Raw genomic sequence first — 19,673 nt, forward strand, 5'->3', positions numbered from 1 at the left:
TGATTGTCACAGCCAGAATTATTTCATGATTTACCATTAGAAGAGGTGATCGGCGACCGTTTTGGGCGCTATAGTAAATATATTATTCAAGACAGGGCGCTTCCGGATGCGAGAGACGGCTTAAAGCCGGTACAGCGCAGAATTTTGTATGCGATGCATACGGATGGAAACACGTTTGATAAAAACTTCAGAAAAGCGGCCAAAACGGTCGGTAACGTCATCGGTAACTATCATCCGCACGGTGACAGTTCGGTTTATGAAGCAATGGTGCGGATGAGCCAGGATTGGAAAGTGCGAAATGTGTTAATCGAAATGCATGGAAACAACGGAAGCATCGATGGAGATCCTCCGGCAGCCATGCGTTATACAGAGGCGAGATTATCTCCGATTGCATCTGAGCTTCTTCGGGATATTGACAAAAATACGGTTGAGTTCGTCCCGAACTTCGATGATACAAGCAAGGAGCCTGTCGTCCTTCCAGCGATGTTTCCTAACCTATTGGTCAACGGATCTACCGGGATTTCAGCGGGATATGCGACCGACATTCCCCCTCATCATCTCGGAGAAGTCATTGATGCTGTTATCAAACGCATCCAAATGCCATCCTGTTCTGTTGATGAACTTATGGAAGTCATAAAAGGGCCTGATTTTCCGACAGGCGGTATTATTCAAGGTGTTGACGGCATAAGAAAAGCTTACGAAACCGGAAAAGGAAAAATCATTATCCGCGGTAAAGCTGAAATAGAAGGAATCAGAGGCGGACGTGAACAAATTGTCATTACCGAGATTCCATATGAAGTAAACAAAGCGAACCTTGTGAAAAAAATGGACGAGTTCCGCATTGATAAAAAGGTTGAGGGCATTTCAGAGGTTCGCGATGAAACAGACCGAACAGGGCTGAGAGTGGTTATTGAACTGAAAAAAGAAGCGGATGCCAAGGGCATTTTACATTTCTTATATAAAAATACCGATTTACAGATCACTTATAACTTTAATATGGTGGCCATTCATAACCGCCGTCCGATGCTGATGACTCTGCCTGCTATTTTGGATGCATATATCGGCCACCAAAAGGAAGTTGTTACAAACCGGTCCGTTTATGAGCTTCAAAAAGCAAAAGACAGACATCACATTGTAGAAGGGCTTATGAAAGCTTTATCCATTTTGGATGAGGTCATTGCAACAATCCGCTCTTCAAGCGACAAACGTGACGCTAAAAACAATTTGATAGAGAAATATGAATTTACAGAGCCTCAGGCTGAAGCGATCGTGTCATTGCAGTTGTATCGTTTAACCAATACAGATATCACAGCGCTAAAGGAAGAGGCGGAAGAGCTAGATAAAAAAATTGAAGAGCTCGAATCCATTCTGAGCAATGATAAAAAGCTCTTAAAAGTGATCACAAACAGCTTAAAAGCACTGAAAAAGAAATATGCAGATACACGGCGCTCTGTGATTGAAGAGAAAATTGAGGAAATTAAAATTAACCTTGAAGTCATGGTTGCGTCTGAAGATGTATATGTGACCGTTACGAAGGATGGGTACCTAAAACGGACGAGCCAGCGCTCATTTGCCGCTTCCAATGGCCAGGATTTTGGAATGAAGGATACGGATAGGATACTGCATCAATTCGAAATGAATACGACGGATGTACTGCTGCTCTTTACGAACAAAGGCAGCTATATTTACTGTCCGGTTCACCAGCTGCCTGATATCAGATGGAAGGACATGGGCCAGCATTTTTCAAATGTGATTAGCATTGATGGTGATGAAACGATTGTAAAAGCAATACCGATAAAAGAATTTGATCCATCGGCGTATCTTTTGTTCTTTACGAAAAACGGTATGGTGAAGAAGACAGAACTCACCCATTATAAAGCACAGCGTTATTCTAAAGCGCTTGTGGCATTAAATCTGAAGGGTGAAGATGAACTGATCAATGTACATGTAACAAATGGGAAAAGCCAGATCTTTATAGCCACTCAGCTTGGGTACGGCCTATGGTTTGGAGAAGATGAAGTAAATGTAGTTGGCGCGCGTGCGGCAGGTGTCAAAGGGATTAACTTAAAAGAAGATGACTTTGTGGTTTCCGGAGAGATCCTTCAGGAATCTGATTCCATTGTATTGTTCACACAACGGGGAGCGGTTAAACGCATGAGTCTTGCCGAGTTTGAAAAAACGTCCCGTGCAAAACGCGGTGTTGTGATGCTGAGGGAATTGAAGAAGAACCCTCACCGTGTCGTATCAGTATTCACTTGTGGTTTGGATCAGCGGCTGATGGCGGAAACGGAAAAAGGCGACAGAAAGGAACTTCAGGCAAAAGACTTGCGGACAAACGACAGATACAGCAATGGCTCTTTCTTTATTGATGAAGAGGAATCAGGCAGGGTCACAGCTGTTTGGCGCCTTCAAACAGAATAAATCATCAAAAAACCCGCTCACATGATGCGAGCGGGTTTCGTTTGTTTTCAATTAGCTTTCATGGCTTGTGAAAAGATCTGTAAAGGCATGAACAAATTCAATTCCTTGCCATACAAATAAATTCAGTGCTGTGAAAGAAAATAAGCCTAAAATCACCATTCTTACGATAAACAACATGTTTAACAGCCTCCTCATATTTTCGTTATATAATCGGGTGATGTTGAACATGAAGTTTGCCGAAATAAGACGATTGATAAAATTTGGCCAGGATAAAGCTTTTTTTCCGCTGGCGCCTGCGGGAGTCACCCGTATCTTTGCTTTCAGCGGTCAGAAGCAGAACAGCCATTGCCCATAAAGCAATCAGCGCGATTGCTCCTGTGATGGATTTCTTCTCATCATCAGCATTTTGGCCGGTTTTCAACTCATGCATTTCCTGCTGGTCGGCTACGGCTTTATAATGATGGCCGATATCAAAGGCGTGGGGAATTGAGAACAAATGAAAACTGGCAATCGCCAAGAATAAGATGGACGCTTTCAGTATCGTTACTTTTTTCAAATGATCTCCCCCCTTTAATATTACTGAATATTCTTATAATAATACCCTAACCCAATCTGAAAGTAAACCTGATTTTTTAAATTTAAAAATAAATTTCACTTTGTTAAGTATATATCTTTTTGCTTACTTTTGAAAGAGAAATTGCTTTTATTAGTGTATGTATACCCGTTCTGAGATGTGAATAAAAACACATTTTAAATGATATGGTCGGTGTTTAGGATTTATCACTTTATTTATAAAAGTGTCAAGATAACATTCTTACTTTTTAATAGAGAACACTTTTTCTATGAAAGTTTATCATAAATTTTTTTATTCATAGGAAAATAATAGAAAGGAGGAACGAGAGAGTAAGTATCAATCTAAACAATAATCTTCACGAAAAAACTTCCTAATTCGACATATTGTGATATAATAAGACTCAGCATGTTAAAAAATCTAACATCAAAATTGAATTTACTAAGAATTGATGAAACGGGAGGGCAATATGGAGTCTTTATTCAATAACTTAATCAATATTCCAAGTGCTTTTATTTGGAAATATTTATTTTATATTTTAGTAGGGCTTGGTTTATTTTTCACACTTCGTTTTGGTTTTATCCAATTCCGTTACTTTATTGAAATGTTCAGAATAGTAGGAGAGAAGCCTGATGGAAATAAAGGTGTCTCATCTATGCAGGCGTTTTTTATCTCGGCGGCATCCCGAGTCGGTACAGGGAATTTGACAGGTGTAGCCTTAGCCATTGCGACGGGCGGCCCAGGGGCTGTCTTTTGGATGTGGGTTGTAGCTGCTGTAGGCATGGCTTCAAGCTTTGTTGAGAGTACGTTGGCACAGCTTTATAAAGTGAAGGACGGAGACGATTTCCGCGGCGGTCCGGCCTACTATATTCAAAAAGGCCTTGGAGTCAGATGGCTTGGGATCGTATTCGCTGTCTTAATTACCGTATCATTCGGATTAATTTTTAACGCTGTTCAATCCAATACAATTGCAGGAGCGTTAGAAGGCGCTTTTCATGTAAATAAAATTGTTGTCGCCATTGTTCTTGCTGTTTTAACAGCCTTTATTATTTTTGGCGGTTTAAAACGTGTTGTCGCTGTGACACAATTGATTGTTCCGGTCATGGCTGGACTGTATATTTTAATTGCGCTATATGTTGTATTCGCAAATATTTCTGCATTCCCAAGTGTTATTGCGATTATTGTTAAAAACGCTTTAGGAATTGATCAAGTTGTCGGCGGAGGACTGGGAGCTATCATCGTCATTGGTGCCCAGCGCGGACTTTTCTCTAACGAAGCGGGAATGGGTAGCGCGCCAAACGCTGCTGCGATAGCTCATGTTTCGCATCCGGCAAAACAAGGCTTTATTCAGACATTAGGCGTGTTTTTCGATACATTTATCGTATGTACGTCTACTGCGTTTATCATTTTACTGTACAGTGTAACACCAAAGGGTGACGGCATACAGATTACACAGGCTGCTCTGAGCCACCATATTGGAGGCTGGGCTCCTAGTTTCATAGCCATCGCTATGTTCTTGTTCGCTTTTAGTTCAGTTGTCGGAAACTACTATTATGGTGAGACAAATATTGAATTTATTAAAACAAGCAAAACATGGCTGAACATTTACCGTATCGCGGTTGTTGCTATGGTTGTCTTTGGGTGTGTAGCAGGGTTCCAGATTGTGTGGGACATGGCGGATCTCTTTATGGGAATTATGGCGCTGATTAACTTAGTTGTGATCACGCTCTTGTCAAACGTAGCTTATAAAACGTATAAAGATTACGCGAAACAGCGTAAACAAGGACTTGATCCTGTATTCAAATCGAAGAACATCCCAGGTCTGAAAAACGCTGAAACATGGGAAGATGAGAGACAAGAAGCATAAAAACACGGCTGCATTCACTTCAATGAATGCAGCTTTTTATTTGCCTAAAAGAAGCGGAATATTTTGATTTGATAAAATAATCATGTGTAAAGTCCTGATTATATGCTTTTATCTTTGTTCCCCCATGTGTCAGCAGTATCTGACATAACTCGAAAAGAGCAAATAGACAGGCTTTTAAGCCGGCTAAAAACAAGAAATTAGGTTGATAGACAAACATGAGAAAGCTTTTTACAATGAGTCCGTGGTACAAAAGCGAAGGGAGGAGAGCAGTAAGATACTAGGCATTGTTTTTACATAACGATTGAAGGAGGAAAAAGTGTCTGATATGAAACGTTCAGTCTCTATTTTAACCGTATGTTTATTCATTGCATTACTAGCAACCGGCGGCTTAACGGCTCCAAAAGCATCTGCAAAAGGGGCAAAAACGCCAGTATCAATCAATGGCCAGCTAAGCATAAAAGGCACGCAGCTAGTCAATCAAGACGGCAAAACGGTGCAGCTGAAGGGAATCAGCTCACACGGATTGCAATGGTTTGGCGATTTTGTCAATAAAGACAGCTTAAAATGGCTGAGAGACGATTGGGGCATTACCGTATTCCGAGCGGCGATGTATACGGCAGACGGCGGTTATATTGATAATCCGTCTGTGAAAAACAAGGTGAAAGAAGCGGTTGAAGCGGCAAAAGAGCTTGGGATATATGTCATCATTGACTGGCATATCTTAAATGACGGCAACCCAAATCAAAATAAAGAGAAAGCAAAAGAATTCTTTAAGGAAATGTCAAGCCTTTATGGAAACACGCCAAACGTCATTTATGAAATTGCGAACGAACCAAACGGCGATGTGAACTGGAAGCGTGATATTAAACCATATGCGGAAGAAGTCATTTCCGTCATCCGTAAAAACGATCCCAATAACATCATCATTGTCGGAACAGGTACATGGAGCCAGGATGTGAATGATGCTGCCGATGATCAGCTTGCGGATCAGAATACCATGTACGCGCTTCATTTTTATGCCGGCACACACGGCCAGTTTTTACGTGATAAAGCAAACTATGCCCTCAGCAAAGGAGCGCCTATTTTTGTAACGGAATGGGGGACAAGCGATGCTTCGGGAAATGGCGGAGTATTTCTAGACCAGTCCCGGGAATGGCTGAATTATCTCGACAGCAAGCACATCAGCTGGGTCAACTGGAATCTTTCTGATAAGCAGGAATCATCTTCAGCATTAAAGCCGGGAGCGTCTAAAACAGGCGGCTGGCCGTTGTCAGATTTATCTGCTTCAGGAACATTTGTAAGAGAAAACATTCTCGGCAGCAAAGATTCGGTGAAGGACAGACCTGAAACGCCGATTCAAGATCAACCGATACAGGAAAAAGGCCTCTCTGTGCAATACAGAGCAGGGGATGGAAGTGTGAATGGCAACCAAATCCGCCCGCAGCTTCACATCAAAAATAATGGCAACAATGCGGTTGATTTACAAGATGTCACTGTGCGTTACTGGTATAACGCGAAAAACAAAGGCCAAAACTTCGACTGTGACTACGCGCAGATCGGATGCGAAAATGTGACCCACAAGTTTATGGCGCTGCATAAACCTAAGAAAGGCGCAGATACCTATCTGCAAGTAGGGTTTAAAACCGGAACGCTGTCACCGGGAGCAAGCACAGGGGAGATTCAGATTCGTCTTCACAACGATGACTGGAGCAATTATGCGCAAGGCGGAGATTATTCCTTTTTCCAATCAAATACGTTTAAAACAACGAAAAAAATCACATTATATAATCACGGAAAACTGATTTGGGGAACAGAACCCAAATAGTTTAGCTTTTGGCGGGCATCAGCAATGATGTCCGTTTTCATCATCTCATAAAGGAAAACAAGGAGGTTTAGGTTGTGGATGAAACACTGAAGCAATATATGATGCTGTTCAAAAAAATAAATAATGCGGTAAATGGTCCGGACTATCCAGAGAAGGAAACAGATATTCAACATCAAAAAGAACAGCTCGAATCTTACGAAACAAAGCTGCAGCAACGTTTTTCTACGGATTATGACTACGATGTATTTGCTGATTCAGTTATCAAATGCGCATATGGCGATTTGACGCTCGAAGATTTAGAAGCAGTTTATGATGAATTGACTACGCCATTTTTTTGATTAAACCTCCAACAGTAAAATTCTCATTTCTGTCTCACTAACTTAAGTATACTTTGTGATTGAGACAGGAATTTATTGATTTCATGTACTTCCTAGAATATATATTATGTAAACTAAGAAATCGAACGACATCATTAGTCATCTTCCCTTGTGACCATTCGGCCTTTATGCAGCGTGCTTCAGACAAAAAAGCGATTTCCCGATCGGAAAATCGCTCAGTTTCAACGCGGTACGCTTGCCTTAGGTGCCTTTAACGATTTACGACAAATGTTGTCACACTTTGAGCTGGAAGATGCGCCCAAAAATGATTGCCCGTTACATTAAGATTCGTTCCAGGTTGAAGATTGCTGTTGCTACTCGTGATCCATCTAGATACACGGGAAGCAGATCCATTCTGCAAAACAAAGTTTTGGTTGACCCCTGTGTTGCTTTTGTTAATGGCAACAATCACAACCTTGTTGTCACCTTTATAAGCTGATACGTAAACGTTCGGATTAGGATTTTTCGTGGCATCAACCCTTACATAGCCGGGGCGCACAAACTTCGAGAAATGAGCCATGTTGTAACCGCGTTTGCTGATTGTACCGTCTTCTTTCATAGGACCGTATGATCTGCGGATGTACCACCAAACATAAGCTTGAAAATCTCCCTCTACCATTGAATGGTGAATATGCTCTGAAACGCCTAATGCCTCGGGCCAGCGATCCGCAGAGTTATTGTCACTGTTCGGGTAGTATACTTCCGTCATCCATAGCTCTTTCCCTGCTCCTTTTTGTTTGAAAAGAGGATAAGGAAACTGACTGACCTGAGTACCGTACAGGTGAGTGCCGAGAATATCCATGTTCCTAAGCGCCTGCGGATCGTTCAAAATCGGATCCGATATATTTTTAAAGTATTGAAATGACTCAGGCGCGATGACACGGGTATTAATCGAGCCAGCGTTTTCTCTCATAAAGCGAAGTATTTCTTGCGGTGTCCACCACGTCCATTCGTGTGCATAATCAGGCTCGTTTTGGACAGAAATCGCATAAAGATTCACGCCATGATTCTTCATGTAGGTAACAAAATCGTTAAGATGCTGCGCGTATGCGGCGTACTTATCGTATCTCAGCCGTTTAGCGGATGTGTCACCATTACGATTGAAGGTTTCAACCATATCGCTTGGCGGATTCCAGGGAGACGCAAAAACGATCGCCCCATGTTTGATCGCACTCTTTGCCGTCTCTACTTCTTTGTACCAATTATTTCTATTTTCGTCCACATGAATTCTTAACATTGAAAAACCTAACTGATTTTGCCCATTTCCAAAAGCGGTTTCTCTTTGAGCTGCTGTCAAATCTCCAATCCAAGCTGGGTGGTTCATTCCTCCAAAACCGCGAATCACTTGTTTTTCAGCAGATACATTAACTGTTATATCACTTGCTGCCAAAACTTCAGTAGCACCTGGCCCGGTAAACATGACTGACAGCGCAGTGAAACATACCATTAATACACAAATTGTTTTTTTTACGCATGAAATCATTTTTTTCCTCTCCCTTATATGGTTTTTACGGTACTGTCACTTTTTATGTTGCAAATGAAAGGTTTTCTCCTACCTTTGCGTAAACTGCCAGTAATCAAAATTAAACAAATTTCCTGAACCAGTTCCGGTAAATACAAAGAAAACGTTGTGCACACCGGTTGCGCCGCTTACCGCAGTTTCTATTTCTCTCCAGCTTTGTGCTCCACCTGTTGAAGGTACATTCAGGGTTCCTGCAAGCTTACCGTTTGGACTATCGAGACGCACTTCTATTTTCCCGCCTATAGCCGATGCTACATGTGCTTTAAACGTCTTGGCACCGCCTGACCCGAAGTCTGCATTTCCTACAGCAATCCAGTCTCCGTTATGAATGCTTGTGACATGTTGATTATTGACCGGCCCGCCGGGTGCAGAGGATACCTCGGTCAAAATGCGTCCATTCCAGGCAAACGTTTCAGCTTCTACCCTGTTATAGGGATTCAAATTGGAAAGCTGTGTTACACCTGCATAATTTGCCGCAACCTCTTGAATGGAGCCATCTGCATGATGCACCAGCTTATTAATATGGGGAGAACGGTATCCTTTGCCAGCCCCGAACAAAGCGGAACTGACAGTTTGAGCATGGTACACTACATACCACTCATTTTTAAAATTGAAAACAGCATGATGGTTGTTTCCGCCACCTCCGAAAAATGCACCCGGATTTTTCAGGAAGTGCCCTCTATATGTAAAGGGACCCATGGGATTTGAGCTGGTCATGTAGCCGATTTCACCTGGGGGTTTATCGGCCGGGTGTGTGCCGCCGAAATTGATGCAATAGGAATAGTAATATGTTCCGTTATACTTGTGCAATCCCGAATCTTCAAACATGAAAGGCGCATCAATTGTAGATGCACTTCCCTCAACACTCGTCATATCAGGCCCCAATTTTATGACTCTTGCCGTTTTAGGATTGGCCCATTGTCCCTGCGTGGGATTTGAACCGCCCGGAACGCCTCCTCCGGCATACAGGTAACCTGTGCCATCATCATCTACAAATGCTGCCGGATCAAAAAGCCATACAACACCAGCCATTCCTGGTGTACTTGGCGTGACGAGCGCTTTTCCGATTGGATCGGTCCATGGACCAATCGGGCTGTCTGCGGTGAGAACGCCGATACCTCCGCCGCTGTTTGCGAAATAGAGAAAGAATTTATCCTTGCCATTGATTTTTTTAACTGCGATTGACGGGGCCCAGGACGCACCTGCCCATTTTGCAATTCCACGGCCTCCATTAGCTCCATTGGCACCTGCTACCGGAATCGCTCCGTGATCTGTCCAGTTCACCATATCCGCTGAAGATATGACGAATATTTTATTCAAATTGGCAAATGAATTATCTTTAATCGTACCGTCGCTATTATATTCATAGTCATCGCTTGACATATAGATGTAGACTCTTCCTTTATAAGTCAGCGCAAAGGGATCGGCTCCCAAATGATGGTCGATAAGCGGGTTTGAATTCCCTATATATTTTGCAATTGTAGGACTGGCAGCATACGCAGACTTCCCAATGAAGCAACTCAATAATAAAGCAAGAACCCATAAACATACGCTACACTTTTTAAACATCACTTCACATCCTCCTTTTTTCTTAAAATGAAAGGTGCTTTTGGAATTTGCTAACAACAGGTCATGAAGATCGCACCGCTTATTTCTACATGATCAATCTAGAAAATTTCCCCCATGCCTAGCGACCATTGTCCAGATAATAAAATGGCAGGATTGTTCATGAGCCCCCTCTACTTCCGTTGAACAGAGATGTATTTTTATCCAAAATATCCCTTTATCTAACATCCTACATCATGAAAAAAATTGTGCATAGGATATTTTGGAGGAATTTGAGTTCGATTCTACAAAGGAACTGGATACATTTATTCATTGATAAGATGGGGCTGACATAGCCGGCTGTTACCGACTCCGCTCCCTCGATTCTCGGTGTTTTAGAGCTATTGCAATAATTAGACATCTCTGCTGATAAGGAATCAAGGCTTGAAACTTCTCAATCTATTGAATTCCGGCTGCTTTTTCTCCTGATTTGTTTACATTGTTCTCTTCTTTGTCAGACATTTCGTTATCATTCCGCCCTCCCCCTTCGGAGAACTCTTCTATTTTCGCACCCTTATATAAAGAGAGTTTTCAGGCAGGCTCCAAAAAAACAGCCGTTCAATACATCTGTTTTTTAAAAGAGTATAAGAACAATTGAGCAGTATGCCTGCTTTTTCATGTTTTGTTCTTATTTTAGTAATTGTTTATTCAACATTGTCCGGTAAAGTAATCCATATCAACAAATATGACAGCCATCCTCATCTTTTATGAAGGGGTAAAGATGAATATCGTCGCGTCGGGGATCACCTTTTTGCTGCTTTATTTGTTTCAAAAAGGCGGTTGTTCGCTTTTGGTGAGTAAGCTCGCCGCCACTGTCGGCGGAATGATGGTGAATTTTAGCGGAAGCCGAATCTGGGTATTTGGAGATTCGCTGAAAAACATATAGGATCAGGAGTGAAGATGCATGAGAAAAAAAGTGAGAAAAGCGGACATTCCCGCAGCGGGTTTAGGAACAAGATTTTCTGCCGGCGACAAAGGCGCAGCCGAAAGAAATGCTCCCGATCGTCGACAAACCAGCAATCCAATAATACATTGTAGAAGAGGCCGCAGAGTCAGGAATTGAAGATATACTGATTATTACAGGGAGAAACAAACGCTCGATTGAAGATCATTTTGACCGGTCGGCGGAATTGGAATTCAATTTGCGGGAAAAAGGCAAGACGGAGACGCTTAAAGAAAGCAGCAGATTGCCGATTTGGCCAACATTCATTACATCCGCCAGAAAGAACCGCTCGGATTAGGCCATGCGGTGCTGTGTGCGGAGCATTTTATCGGCGATGAGCCTTTCGCCGTTCTCTTAGGCGATGATATTATGGTGTCTGAAAAACCAGCTCTTCGGCAACTAATGGATGTATACAATGCTTACGGCACAGAAGTTGTCGGTGTCCAGTCGGTTCTCCCTGAGGATGTCAGCAAATATGGTATGATAAATACATCTGGAACTCATGGGCATGTGTATGAGGTCAAGGATGTAGTGGAAAAGCCTTCACTTGATGAAGCGCCTTCCGAAAACGCCGTAATCGGACGTTATGTGCTGAATTCATCAATCTTCCTCGTTTTGAAGTTAATTGGCAGAGGTGCGGGAAACGAAATTCAGCTTACAGATGCGCTTCGTGAGGTTTGCTGTAAGCAGCCGTCCATGCCCGGATGCTGGAAGGAAATCGATATGACATTGGCGATAAGCTGGGCTGTTTTAAAGCGAGCACTGAAATCCGCTTAATGCGCCCCGATATGCGATCTCAGCTTTTGGCTTATGTAGAAGATGTGATCAAACGGGAAACAAAAGACATGCCGCGATAAAAAAATTGTAACCATCTTGCTCGTCAATCAGTCATATAATAGTGAAAAAGATGAGGACAGGTTGTGAAGAATGTGGGCAGTTTGATAAGCGAAATGTTAGCATGGCTGACGAATATGGGATATGCGGGCATTGCGATTGGCTTAATGATTGAAATCATTCCGAGTGAAATTGTATTGGCCTATGGCGGCTACATGGTATCGGAGGGCACGATTGGATTTATTGGCGCCATCATTGCGGGTGTTATCGGCGGCACCATTGCCCAGATCTTTATTTATTGGATCGGGCGCTATGGCGGCAGACCGTTTTTGGACAAATACGGAAAGTACCTATTGATTAAAAAGCATCATATTGACATGTCAGAAAACTGGTTTCAAAAGTACGGCACGGGGGTTGTCTTCTCGGCACGGTTTATCCCAGTTGTCAGACATGCGATATCTATTCCCGCAGGCATTGCGAAAATGCCGTTTCTCAAATTTGTGGTACTGACTGTACTTGCGATCATTCCGTGGTCTATTCTGTTTGTTTATTTAGGCATTCAGCTCGGAAGCCAGTGGGATGACGTTGAGAACATTGCGGGCACTTATACAACGCCGATTATGATACTGGCTATTGTCGTGATTGCCCTTTACTTTGTGATTAAAAAACGTGCAGTTATCTTTAAACGATAACTAGCTGATATGCATAGGGATGGTTGATTCTCCCCTATGCATATTTTTTATCTGCGATGCTGGTTTGCCAGCTTCAAATGCGACAAATCCTTCATCACGCACAAGAGATGCTGCATAATTTCTTTTGATAAACCATTCTGCTTCTTTAAAAGATGCGAATTTCTTCCTGTGTTTCTCCGTTGATTTGGGTATTCCACACTCCACACTACGTAAAAAAATTATTACGTACGGAATGATACACATAACTTCTAATTGTTATTATTGATGATCACTAAACCTTTTTAACATGCAAAAAAATGTATCAATCATCAACATGGTGATTGATACATTTTTATTTTTTACAGTTAAAGGTATTATCGGAGCGATCCCTTCCGATGAAGAGATAATCTCAATTAGCATTTCTTTTTCTTTGTACTAACAGCAGCATTGATAGCACCGATCATTTCACCGTTATCTACACCAAACTCGTCGGCTGTTACGTGAACAAAGGTTATGCCCTGCTTGTTTACCATTGCATAATTCAAATAGCTCTCAGGCAATGGATCACCAGGCTTATGTCCAAAATTGAGCTCGGAGCTCGGTGCATAATAAAGGTGCTTGTCTTGATCAAATACCAGCTTTCATGTATGGGACAGAAGTAATAAAAGCTTCTACTTTATTCAAAAGCATTATTATTTACTTCGTATTTGTAAAGCCACCATCGATACGAATGACTTCACCATTTATATAGTTAGTTTTAGAAGTTAATAAGAATGTAACTAGTTCTGCTACTTCTTCTGGTGTTCCAAGACGTTTTTGCGGAATACCACTAGTTGCATTTTCTTTCATTTTAGGGTTTGCTTCATAAAATTCTTTTACCATTGGTGTTTCTGTTGGACCTGGTGCGATAGCATTCACACGCAAACCATTTTTTGCATATTCTGCCACCATACTTTTCGTAATACCAACAATAGCATGTTTAGTAGCAGAATATGTGACAACAGAATCTTGTCCAATAACACCAGCACTTGATGAAGTGTTGACGATAGATCCTCCACCATTTTTAAGCATTACTTCTGCTACATAACGAACGCCATATAATGCACCAAATAAATTAATTTCTACAATTTTCTCAATTTCTTCAATGTCTGTATCTAAAAAGTATTTTCCGCTACCAGAAATTCCAGCATTGTTAAAGAAATAATCAATTGTGCCAAAGTGTTCGACTGTTTTATCTACGTAATTTTTAACATCTGCCGCTTTGGAAACATCTGCTTTCACAAAAATGGCATCTACACCTTGCCCTTTTAATTGTTCTACAGCTTTAGCTCCTGCTTCTTCATTGACGTCTACGACAGAAATATTCACTCCTTCCTGAGCCAATCTGTTCGCCGTTGCTAGTCCAAGACCACTTGCTCCACCTGTAATAATTGCTGTTTTACTCATTGTTGCATCCCTCCATCGTATTAGGTTTTAATGACTAACTATGTTGCCTATTTATAATAACTCCTTATTTGAATTAAATGAAAATAATATGACTTAAAATATGAAAAAAGTGTCGAAAATTCTTACATAGACAGTTTTTTTGCTAAAAAATAGACATTTTCATTTGAATAACGTGCAGCTTTTGTTGCTCAAAAATAATGTAATGGACTCTGCCTCAACATTTTCAACAAAACCATTGTTAAAAAACTTAAATTGCAACTCGTTATTAAATTCAAATGCCTTAGAGACGAGAATATTCATTTCTTCAATTTGTTGTTCATCTAAGGATGGCTTTTCAATTTTTAATAACATCAATCAAATCTTGTTTTAGCTGCGTTAAATGTTCAGGAAGCATTAGCGATGTCCGCTCAATAGTTCTGCAATCTCTAAGCAATTCGACTCACTCCTTTGTTGACCTAATATTAACGGAACAAACGTTCTTTATTCAACATATAAGAATAAAAGTTATATGTAAATAGTGGGAATATAGGTCCCCTCCACTTATTATGAGGATGAGTAATAAGCTATTGCCCCTGCAGCGGGAAAGTACTAACTGATTTGTCAGAAAACTGGTTTCAAAAATACGGCACGGGGGTTGTTTTCTTGGCACGGTTTACCCCAGTTGTCAGACACGCGATATCCATTCCCGCAGAGATTGCGAAAATGCCGTTTCTCAAATTTGTCGTATTGACTGTACTTGCGATCATTCCGTGGTCTGTTCTGTTTGTTTATTTAGGCATTCAGCTCGAAAGCCAGTGGGATGACGTTGAGAGCATTGCGGGCACTTATACAACGCCGATTATGATACTGGCTATTGTCGTGATTGCCCTTTACTTTGTGATTAAAAAACGTGCAGTTATCTTTAAACGATAGCTAGCTGATATGCATAGGGATGGTTGATTCCCTATGCATATTTTTTATCTGCGATGCTGGTTTGCCAGCTTCAAATGCTCCGCTAAAAATGCGACAAATCTTTCATCACGCACGAGTGATGCCGCATAATTTCTTTTGATAAACCATTCTGCTTCTTCAAAAGATGCGAATGTTTCTTCCTGTGTTTCCCCGTTAATCTGGATATTCCACTCGTTATCTAAAGGAAACAGAAAAAATCTCATTTGTGCGCGATTTTCATACAGTGATCCGTTCGCCGATCCCTTTAGATTATAGATATTACGAAAAGCATCTGGTCGGACAGGATCGATTCGGAATGCTTCAGCAACGAACAATTCGTATACTTCATCGGTGATGGAACAGCCGGACGCCTTAGCATGCCCGCCGCCTCCGTATCGGCCGGCGATTTCTGACACATCGATGTCATCATGGATGGTGCGCAGGCTGACCCGCTTTGACCCCATGCTTAAAATCGCAATGTAATCAAGATGCGGATTTTCTTTTCCAAGCCTGTTACCAAGCTCAGAATGATAAGATTCTGCGTGAACGATGCCCACACAGTGTTCGTGAACAAACGTTTGCACCAATTCCCTTTTCTTCCTGCGTAGGTAGCGCTCGATTTTAGCATCTTCTAAATCAAGCAGTTTCTCTTCGAAATCATCAAAGAAAAATTCATCATGCGCAGAAAGACGCTCAATCATTTTTTGTTCAAATTCATCAATTGACAGCAGGAAGAAAAGATCATTAAGCCGCTTCGCTTGTTTTTGATCATACCGCTCCCACTCCCATGTATCATATTGGCGGACGAGTTCTGTAAATTGATCTAAGGCATTTGTCGGTTTCATGAAACCATTCTCAACAAGATAGCCATATAAAAGCGATGTGGCCGATGAGAGCCTTCCATCATCGTATTCCACTTGGACAAATCCCCATTCATGCTCATTCAAATGAAGCGCTGTTTTATGATGGTCAATCAGCTTTACTTTTCCGCCCGCATGAACATACTCATTTAATCTCTCTTCGTTTTCTTCGTTGACAGCAAGATCAGTGATGAATAATGCGTCTTGTCTCTTGTTCTCTTTCGCTTTTTCTAAAAAGTACTGCACTTGAGCGTTTAAGCCGTTGATAGAGTTATACCGGACCTCAACATCTTTTGCGAATGCCAATTTTGCTACGATTCCGCACCCTACTCCGTCTAAGTCGTTATGTGAATATAAATGATACATCATGTAGGCCCCTTTTTATGATGAACTGACAATTGCCGCTAGAGAAGCGGCAGCCTTTATTTACTATTCTAAAAAACATCGCGTTTTATGCAAAGTTGACTAGTTAACATAATGCTATTATTGTTAATAAATAAAAGGAACGCTTTTTTGCGCTCCCTAAAGTCCTTGCTTTTTTATACCGGATAAACCGGATGCTTTCGATTCGTAAATGTCATTTCCTTTGTCATGTATGCTTTGAGCCGTTTGGCCAGCTCATCGCGCAGCGAATTGGCCGGGATCACGGCATCGATGATCATTTCTGAAGCCAGGCGGTATATATTGATGTCCTCTTTGTATTCCTCCCGTTTGCTGCTGATAAACGGCGCCCTCTCTTCTTTCGGCAACTCGGCAATTTTTTTTGCATAGACGGCGTTTACAGCTGCTTCTGGGCCCATGACGGCGATTTGGGCGGTTGGGAGCGCCAGGCAGCAATCCGGTTCAAATGCCGGCCCTGCCATTGCATACAACCCCGCTCCGTACGCTTTTCGGACAATGACAGAGAGCTTAGGAACAGTTGCCTCTGACATCGCTGAAATCATTTTAGCGCCGTGCCTGATAATGCCCGCTTGTTCTACCTTTGTGCCGATCATAAAGCCGGGGATATCTGCTAAAAACAGCAATGGGATATGAAACGCGTCACATAAGGTAATAAACTTAGCCGCTTTGTCTGCCGAATCGTGGAATAAGACGCCGCCTTTTATGTTCGGCTGATTGGCAACAATGCCGACAGGCTGCCCGTGAATTCGCGCGAGGCCCGTTATTAATTCAGGTGCGAATAAAGCTTTGATTTCAAAAAAAGACCCTTCATCAATGACCCGCTCTATGAGCTCATACATATCAAAAGGCGCATTTTGGTTTTGCGGAATGATGTCGGCAAGCTGGGAGTCGAAGTGTTTTGGCGGGCGTTTCTTTTGCATAGGTGCTTTTTCTTGATAATTTGCCGGGAAGTAAGACAAATAAGTCCGTGCCAGACGTATGGCTTCTTTCTCTGTTTCTGCTAGAATATCTCCGCAACCGGAAATTGAGCAATGCATACGGGCGCCGCCCATTTCTTCGAGAGTCACTTTTTCGCCGATAACCATTTCCGCCATCCGCGGTGAGCCTAAATACATGGAGGCGTTACCGTCTACCATGACGACAATGTCACAGAAGGCCGGGATATAAGCGCCCCCTGCCGCAGATGGCCCGAAAAGCAGGCAGATTTGCGGAATGCGTCCTGATAATTTGACTTGATTGTAAAAAATCCTTCCCGCACCTCTCCGCCCTGGAAATACATTGATTTGGTCGGTGATTCTGGCGCCTGCTGAATCGACTAAATAAAGGAGCGGACAGTTTAATTTTTCCGCTGTTTCTTGAATTCTGATGATTTTTTCAACGGTTTTTGCTCCCCATGATCCTGCTTTTACCGTTGAGTCATTGGCCATGGCGCAAACGGTTTGGCCGCCGATTTTTCCGATGGCTGTAATGACTCCGTCAGCGGGAAGCCCGTCTGACATGCATTCCGCAAAAAAAGCGTCTTCAAGCTCGATGTCATCGTCAAACAAAAGAGCAAGCCGCTCTCTGACAAAGAGCTTGCCTTTTTCTTGGTTGCTGTGATGATACTTTTCCGCCCCGCCTTTTCGAATCCGTTCGGCCCGTTCTGTTCGTTCCTTTTCATAATCCATGAACATTGCCTCCTTTATATGCCCTTATATACGGCCCGTCTTTTTTCTTGAAACGCTTCAAGCCCTTCTCTTCTGTCTTTTGTCGGAATGGTATGTTCATATGCTGTTTGTTCAATCGCCAGACCTGTAGCAAGATCTGTCTCCATCCCTTTATTGATCGCGAATTTAGCCTGGCGGACGGCGATCGGCCCGTTGGCAGAGATGGCTGCGGCCAGTTCCTCTGCTTTTGGCATGAGGTCACAGGGAGTTGTGACATGCTCTACAAGGCCAATTTCTTTTGCTTCGTGTGAGGTGACGCGGCAGCCTGTATATATTAATTCTTTTGCTTTTCCTCTGCCAATCAGCCGGGGCAGCCTTTGGGTCCCTCCAGCGCCTGGGATAATAGCTAACCCTGTTTCCGGAAGGCCCAGCACAGTTGATTCAACTGCGATTCGAAGGTCACATGCCAATGCCAATTCAAGCCCGCCGCCTAATGCAATTCCGTTTATCGCAGCTATGACTGGCTGCGGCAGGGCTTCAAGTAAAGCCGCCGTTCTTTGAATGAGAGATACATGTTCCAGAACCTGATCTTCTTTCAGTTTTATCCGTTCTTTCAGGTCTGCCCCCGCGCAAAACGCTTTTTCACCGGTACCTGTGAGGATGACGCAGCGGATGTTCGCGTTGAATTCAATTTCCTGAAGAATCAATTGCAGATTTCGAAGCATTTCCGCTGAAAGAGCATTTGCCGCCTCAGGCCTGTTTAAGGTGATCAACGCAATATGTTCATGTTGGACAGTAAAAAGAATCGATTCTCCCATTGTATTTGCCCTCTCTTTTATGAAGATGATTTAAATACCTGTAAATTTCGGCTTGGCAGCTGTTTGCCCATTTTTTCTTCTATCCATTTGGCTGCGGACAGCAGTTTATCAAGATTGACATTTGTGTTGATGTCCATCTGTTCAAGCATGTATACGATATCCTCAGTTGCGGCGTTTCCTGATGACCCTGGGGCATATGGACAGCCTCCAAGCCCGCCTGCCGAGCCGTCGAACACAGTGATGCCCATTTGGAGAGCTGTGACCATGTTGGCCAGAGCGGTTCCTCTCGTATCATGAAAATGCAAGGCCAATTGATTGGCCGAAAATCGTGCCAAAAGAGCTTCAAGCACGGTTTCAACTTGGGCGGGATTGGCTGCCCCGATCGTATCTCCAAGCGATAGTTCAGAAATCCCGAATTCAAATAGGGCTTCTGAAAGGCGAATCACTTGTTCAATGGGAACATCTTTTTCATACGGACAGCCGAAAACGGTTGAGAGGTAGGCTCTTGTTGTGAGGTTTGCTTGTATTGCGTCTTCGTTTACTTGTTTGAGAATGTGAAGAGTATCAGAAGTGGACTTGTTGATGTTTTTTCTATTGTGCGTCTCGCTGGCGGACATAAAGACGCAAGCTTCGTCAATGCCTCCTTCAAGCGCATTCTCCAATCCCTTTTGATTCGGGACAAGTGCTGCATACGTTACGTCCTTTACACGATCGATGCCTTTTGCGACGTGTATAGCATCTCGAAGCGCGGGAATCCATTTCGGGTGAACGAAGGATGTGATTTCGATGTAAGAAAGCCCTGACTTGGAAAGCTGGTTGATCCAAGCGGTTTTATCTTCTGTTTGTATCCATATGGGCTCGTTTTGTAAGCCGTCGCGCGGGCCGACTTCTTTGATGGTCACTTTTTTAGGATATGACATGGTCTGCCTCCCCAT

14 protein-coding genes and 5 pseudogenes are annotated in these 19,673 nt (G+C 42.6%); 8 read left to right on the forward strand and 11 right to left on the reverse strand.

Annotated features, from left to right (window positions below; translation table 11 throughout):
* Window positions 1–3 precede the first annotated feature (3 nt).
* Window positions 4–2,421 carry a DNA topoisomerase IV subunit A gene (gene parC, locus SC79_RS04730; RefSeq protein WP_039074080.1) on the forward strand — a complete coding sequence of 806 codons (2,418 nt, stop codon included), beginning with the start codon at window positions 4–6 and terminating at the stop codon, window positions 2,419–2,421.
* A gap of 51 nt (window positions 2,422–2,472) precedes the next feature.
* Here parC and SC79_RS21495 read toward each other — a convergent pair whose 3' ends face one another.
* Window positions 2,473–2,598 (reverse strand): hypothetical protein, encoded by a 126-nt coding sequence (locus SC79_RS21495; protein ID WP_052245566.1) that lies wholly within the window; start codon window positions 2,596–2,598, stop codon window positions 2,473–2,475.
* A gap of 25 nt (window positions 2,599–2,623) precedes the next feature.
* Window positions 2,624–2,977, reverse strand: a complete 354-nt coding sequence (locus SC79_RS04735) for a hypothetical protein (protein ID WP_039074081.1) — start codon at window positions 2,975–2,977, stop codon at window positions 2,624–2,626.
* A 484-nt stretch (window positions 2,978–3,461) separates the two neighbouring features.
* Here SC79_RS04735 and SC79_RS04740 point away from each other — a divergent pair, with 484 nt between their 5' ends.
* The 3 genes from SC79_RS04740 (at window position 3,462) to SC79_RS04750 (ending at window position 7,022) form a co-directional block, all read left to right on the forward strand.
* Window positions 3,462–4,859 (forward strand): alanine/glycine:cation symporter family protein, encoded by a 1,398-nt coding sequence (locus tag SC79_RS04740; RefSeq protein ID WP_039074082.1) that lies wholly within the window; start codon window positions 3,462–3,464, stop codon window positions 4,857–4,859.
* Window positions 4,860–5,184: 325 nt separating this feature from the next.
* A complete protein-coding gene (locus SC79_RS04745) occupies window positions 5,185–6,684 on the forward strand; it encodes a cellulase family glycosylhydrolase (RefSeq protein ID WP_039074269.1) in 1,500 nt (499 codons plus the stop codon).
* 74 nt (window positions 6,685–6,758) lie between these two features.
* Window positions 6,759–7,022: a YnfE family protein gene (locus tag SC79_RS04750; protein ID WP_039074083.1), complete on the forward strand. Its 264-nt coding sequence runs from the start codon at window positions 6,759–6,761 to the stop codon at window positions 7,020–7,022.
* Between the two features lie 250 nt (window positions 7,023–7,272).
* On the opposite strand, the gene SC79_RS04755 is transcribed toward SC79_RS04750, so the two are convergent.
* Both SC79_RS04755 and SC79_RS04760 read right to left on the reverse strand, forming a co-directional pair.
* Window positions 7,273–8,544, reverse strand: coding sequence for a glycoside hydrolase family 30 beta sandwich domain-containing protein (locus SC79_RS04755; protein WP_039074084.1), 1,272 nt, complete (start codon window positions 8,542–8,544; stop codon window positions 7,273–7,275).
* Window positions 8,545–8,613: 69 nt separating this feature from the next.
* Complete coding sequence (locus tag SC79_RS04760) at window positions 8,614–10,152, reverse strand: glycoside hydrolase family 43 protein (RefSeq protein ID WP_039074085.1); 1,539 nt, start codon at window positions 10,150–10,152, stop codon at window positions 8,614–8,616.
* Between the two features lie 757 nt (window positions 10,153–10,909).
* On the opposite strand from SC79_RS04760, the pseudogene SC79_RS04765 reads away from it, so the two are divergent.
* From SC79_RS04765 to SC79_RS04775, 3 genes and pseudogenes are all read left to right on the forward strand, one after another.
* Window positions 10,910–11,074, forward strand: a pseudogene (locus SC79_RS04765) (GtrA family protein); the annotation flags it as partial.
* Window positions 11,075–11,092: 18 nt separating this feature from the next.
* A pseudogene (gene galU / locus SC79_RS04770) lies at window positions 11,093–11,988 on the forward strand (UTP--glucose-1-phosphate uridylyltransferase GalU).
* 72 nt (window positions 11,989–12,060) lie between these two features.
* Window positions 12,061–12,657: a DedA family protein gene (locus SC79_RS04775; protein ID WP_010330644.1), complete on the forward strand. Its 597-nt coding sequence runs from the start codon at window positions 12,061–12,063 to the stop codon at window positions 12,655–12,657.
* Here the strand turns inward: SC79_RS04775 and SC79_RS20885 are convergent.
* The 3 genes and pseudogenes from SC79_RS20885 to SC79_RS04790 form a co-directional block, all read right to left on the reverse strand.
* Window positions 12,658–12,853: pseudogene (locus SC79_RS20885) on the reverse strand (oligoribonuclease); the annotation flags it as partial.
* A 479-nt stretch (window positions 12,854–13,332) separates the two neighbouring features.
* Entirely contained in the window at window positions 13,333–14,082 is a 750-nt protein-coding gene (locus SC79_RS04785; protein ID WP_039074087.1) for an SDR family NAD(P)-dependent oxidoreductase, read from the reverse strand.
* A 142-nt stretch (window positions 14,083–14,224) separates the two neighbouring features.
* A pseudogene (locus SC79_RS04790) lies at window positions 14,225–14,515 on the reverse strand (YolD-like family protein).
* A 161-nt stretch (window positions 14,516–14,676) separates the two neighbouring features.
* Between SC79_RS04790 and SC79_RS04795 the strand changes: the two are divergent.
* Window positions 14,677–14,994: pseudogene (locus SC79_RS04795) on the forward strand (DedA family protein); the annotation flags it as partial.
* A 44-nt stretch (window positions 14,995–15,038) separates the two neighbouring features.
* Here SC79_RS04795 and nrnB read toward each other — a convergent pair.
* From nrnB to ldeG, 4 genes are all read right to left on the reverse strand, one after another.
* A complete protein-coding gene (nrnB, locus tag SC79_RS04800) occupies window positions 15,039–16,238 on the reverse strand; it encodes an oligoribonuclease NrnB (RefSeq protein WP_039074088.1) in 1,200 nt (399 codons plus the stop codon).
* Between the two features lie 173 nt (window positions 16,239–16,411).
* The gene (locus SC79_RS04805; RefSeq protein WP_082022545.1) at window positions 16,412–17,947 is read right to left on the reverse strand and encodes an acyl-CoA carboxylase subunit beta; all 1,536 of its coding nucleotides are present in this window, start codon (window positions 17,945–17,947) and stop codon (window positions 16,412–16,414) included.
* An 8-nt stretch (window positions 17,948–17,955) separates the two neighbouring features.
* Entirely contained in the window at window positions 17,956–18,738 is a 783-nt protein-coding gene (locus tag SC79_RS04810; protein ID WP_039074090.1) for an enoyl-CoA hydratase, read from the reverse strand.
* A gap of 17 nt (window positions 18,739–18,755) precedes the next feature.
* Complete coding sequence (gene ldeG, locus SC79_RS04815; RefSeq protein WP_039074091.1) at window positions 18,756–19,658, reverse strand: hydroxymethylglutaryl-CoA lyase; 903 nt, start codon at window positions 19,656–19,658, stop codon at window positions 18,756–18,758.
* Between the last annotated feature and the right edge of the window lie 15 nt (window positions 19,659–19,673).

It is taken from the genome of Bacillus sp. MSP13 (assembly GCF_000815295.1).
GTDB classification, from domain to species: domain Bacteria; phylum Bacillota; class Bacilli; order Bacillales; family Bacillaceae; genus Bacillus; species Bacillus vallismortis.

What these genes read in the sequence shown, in the direction of transcription:
- SC79_RS04740 (WP_039074082.1), top strand. Translation starts at nt 3,462, where the DNA reads ATGGAGTCTTTATTCAATAACTTAATCAATATTCCAAGTGCTTTTATT.
- SC79_RS21495 (WP_052245566.1), bottom strand. Translation starts at nt 2,598, where the DNA reads ATGTTGTTTATCGTAAGAATGGTGATTTTAGGCTTATTTTCTTTCACA.
- SC79_RS04785 (WP_039074087.1), bottom strand. Translation starts at nt 14,082, where the DNA reads ATGAGTAAAACAGCAATTATTACAGGTGGAGCAAGTGGTCTTGGACTA.
- SC79_RS04810 (WP_039074090.1), bottom strand. Translation starts at nt 18,738, where the DNA reads ATGGGAGAATCGATTCTTTTTACTGTCCAACATGAACATATTGCGTTG.
- SC79_RS04805 (WP_082022545.1), bottom strand. Translation starts at nt 17,947, where the DNA reads ATGTTCATGGATTATGAAAAGGAACGAACAGAACGGGCCGAACGGATT.
- SC79_RS04760 (WP_039074085.1), bottom strand. Translation starts at nt 10,152, where the DNA reads ATGTTTAAAAAGTGTAGCGTATGTTTATGGGTTCTTGCTTTATTATTG.
- SC79_RS04745 (WP_039074269.1), top strand. Translation starts at nt 5,185, where the DNA reads ATGAAACGTTCAGTCTCTATTTTAACCGTATGTTTATTCATTGCATTA.
- SC79_RS04755 (WP_039074084.1), bottom strand. Translation starts at nt 8,544, where the DNA reads ATGATTTCATGCGTAAAAAAAACAATTTGTGTATTAATGGTATGTTTC.
- nrnB (WP_039074088.1), bottom strand. Translation starts at nt 16,238, where the DNA reads ATGTATCATTTATATTCACATAACGACTTAGACGGAGTAGGGTGCGGA.
- ldeG (WP_039074091.1), bottom strand. Translation starts at nt 19,658, where the DNA reads ATGTCATATCCTAAAAAAGTGACCATCAAAGAAGTCGGCCCGCGCGAC.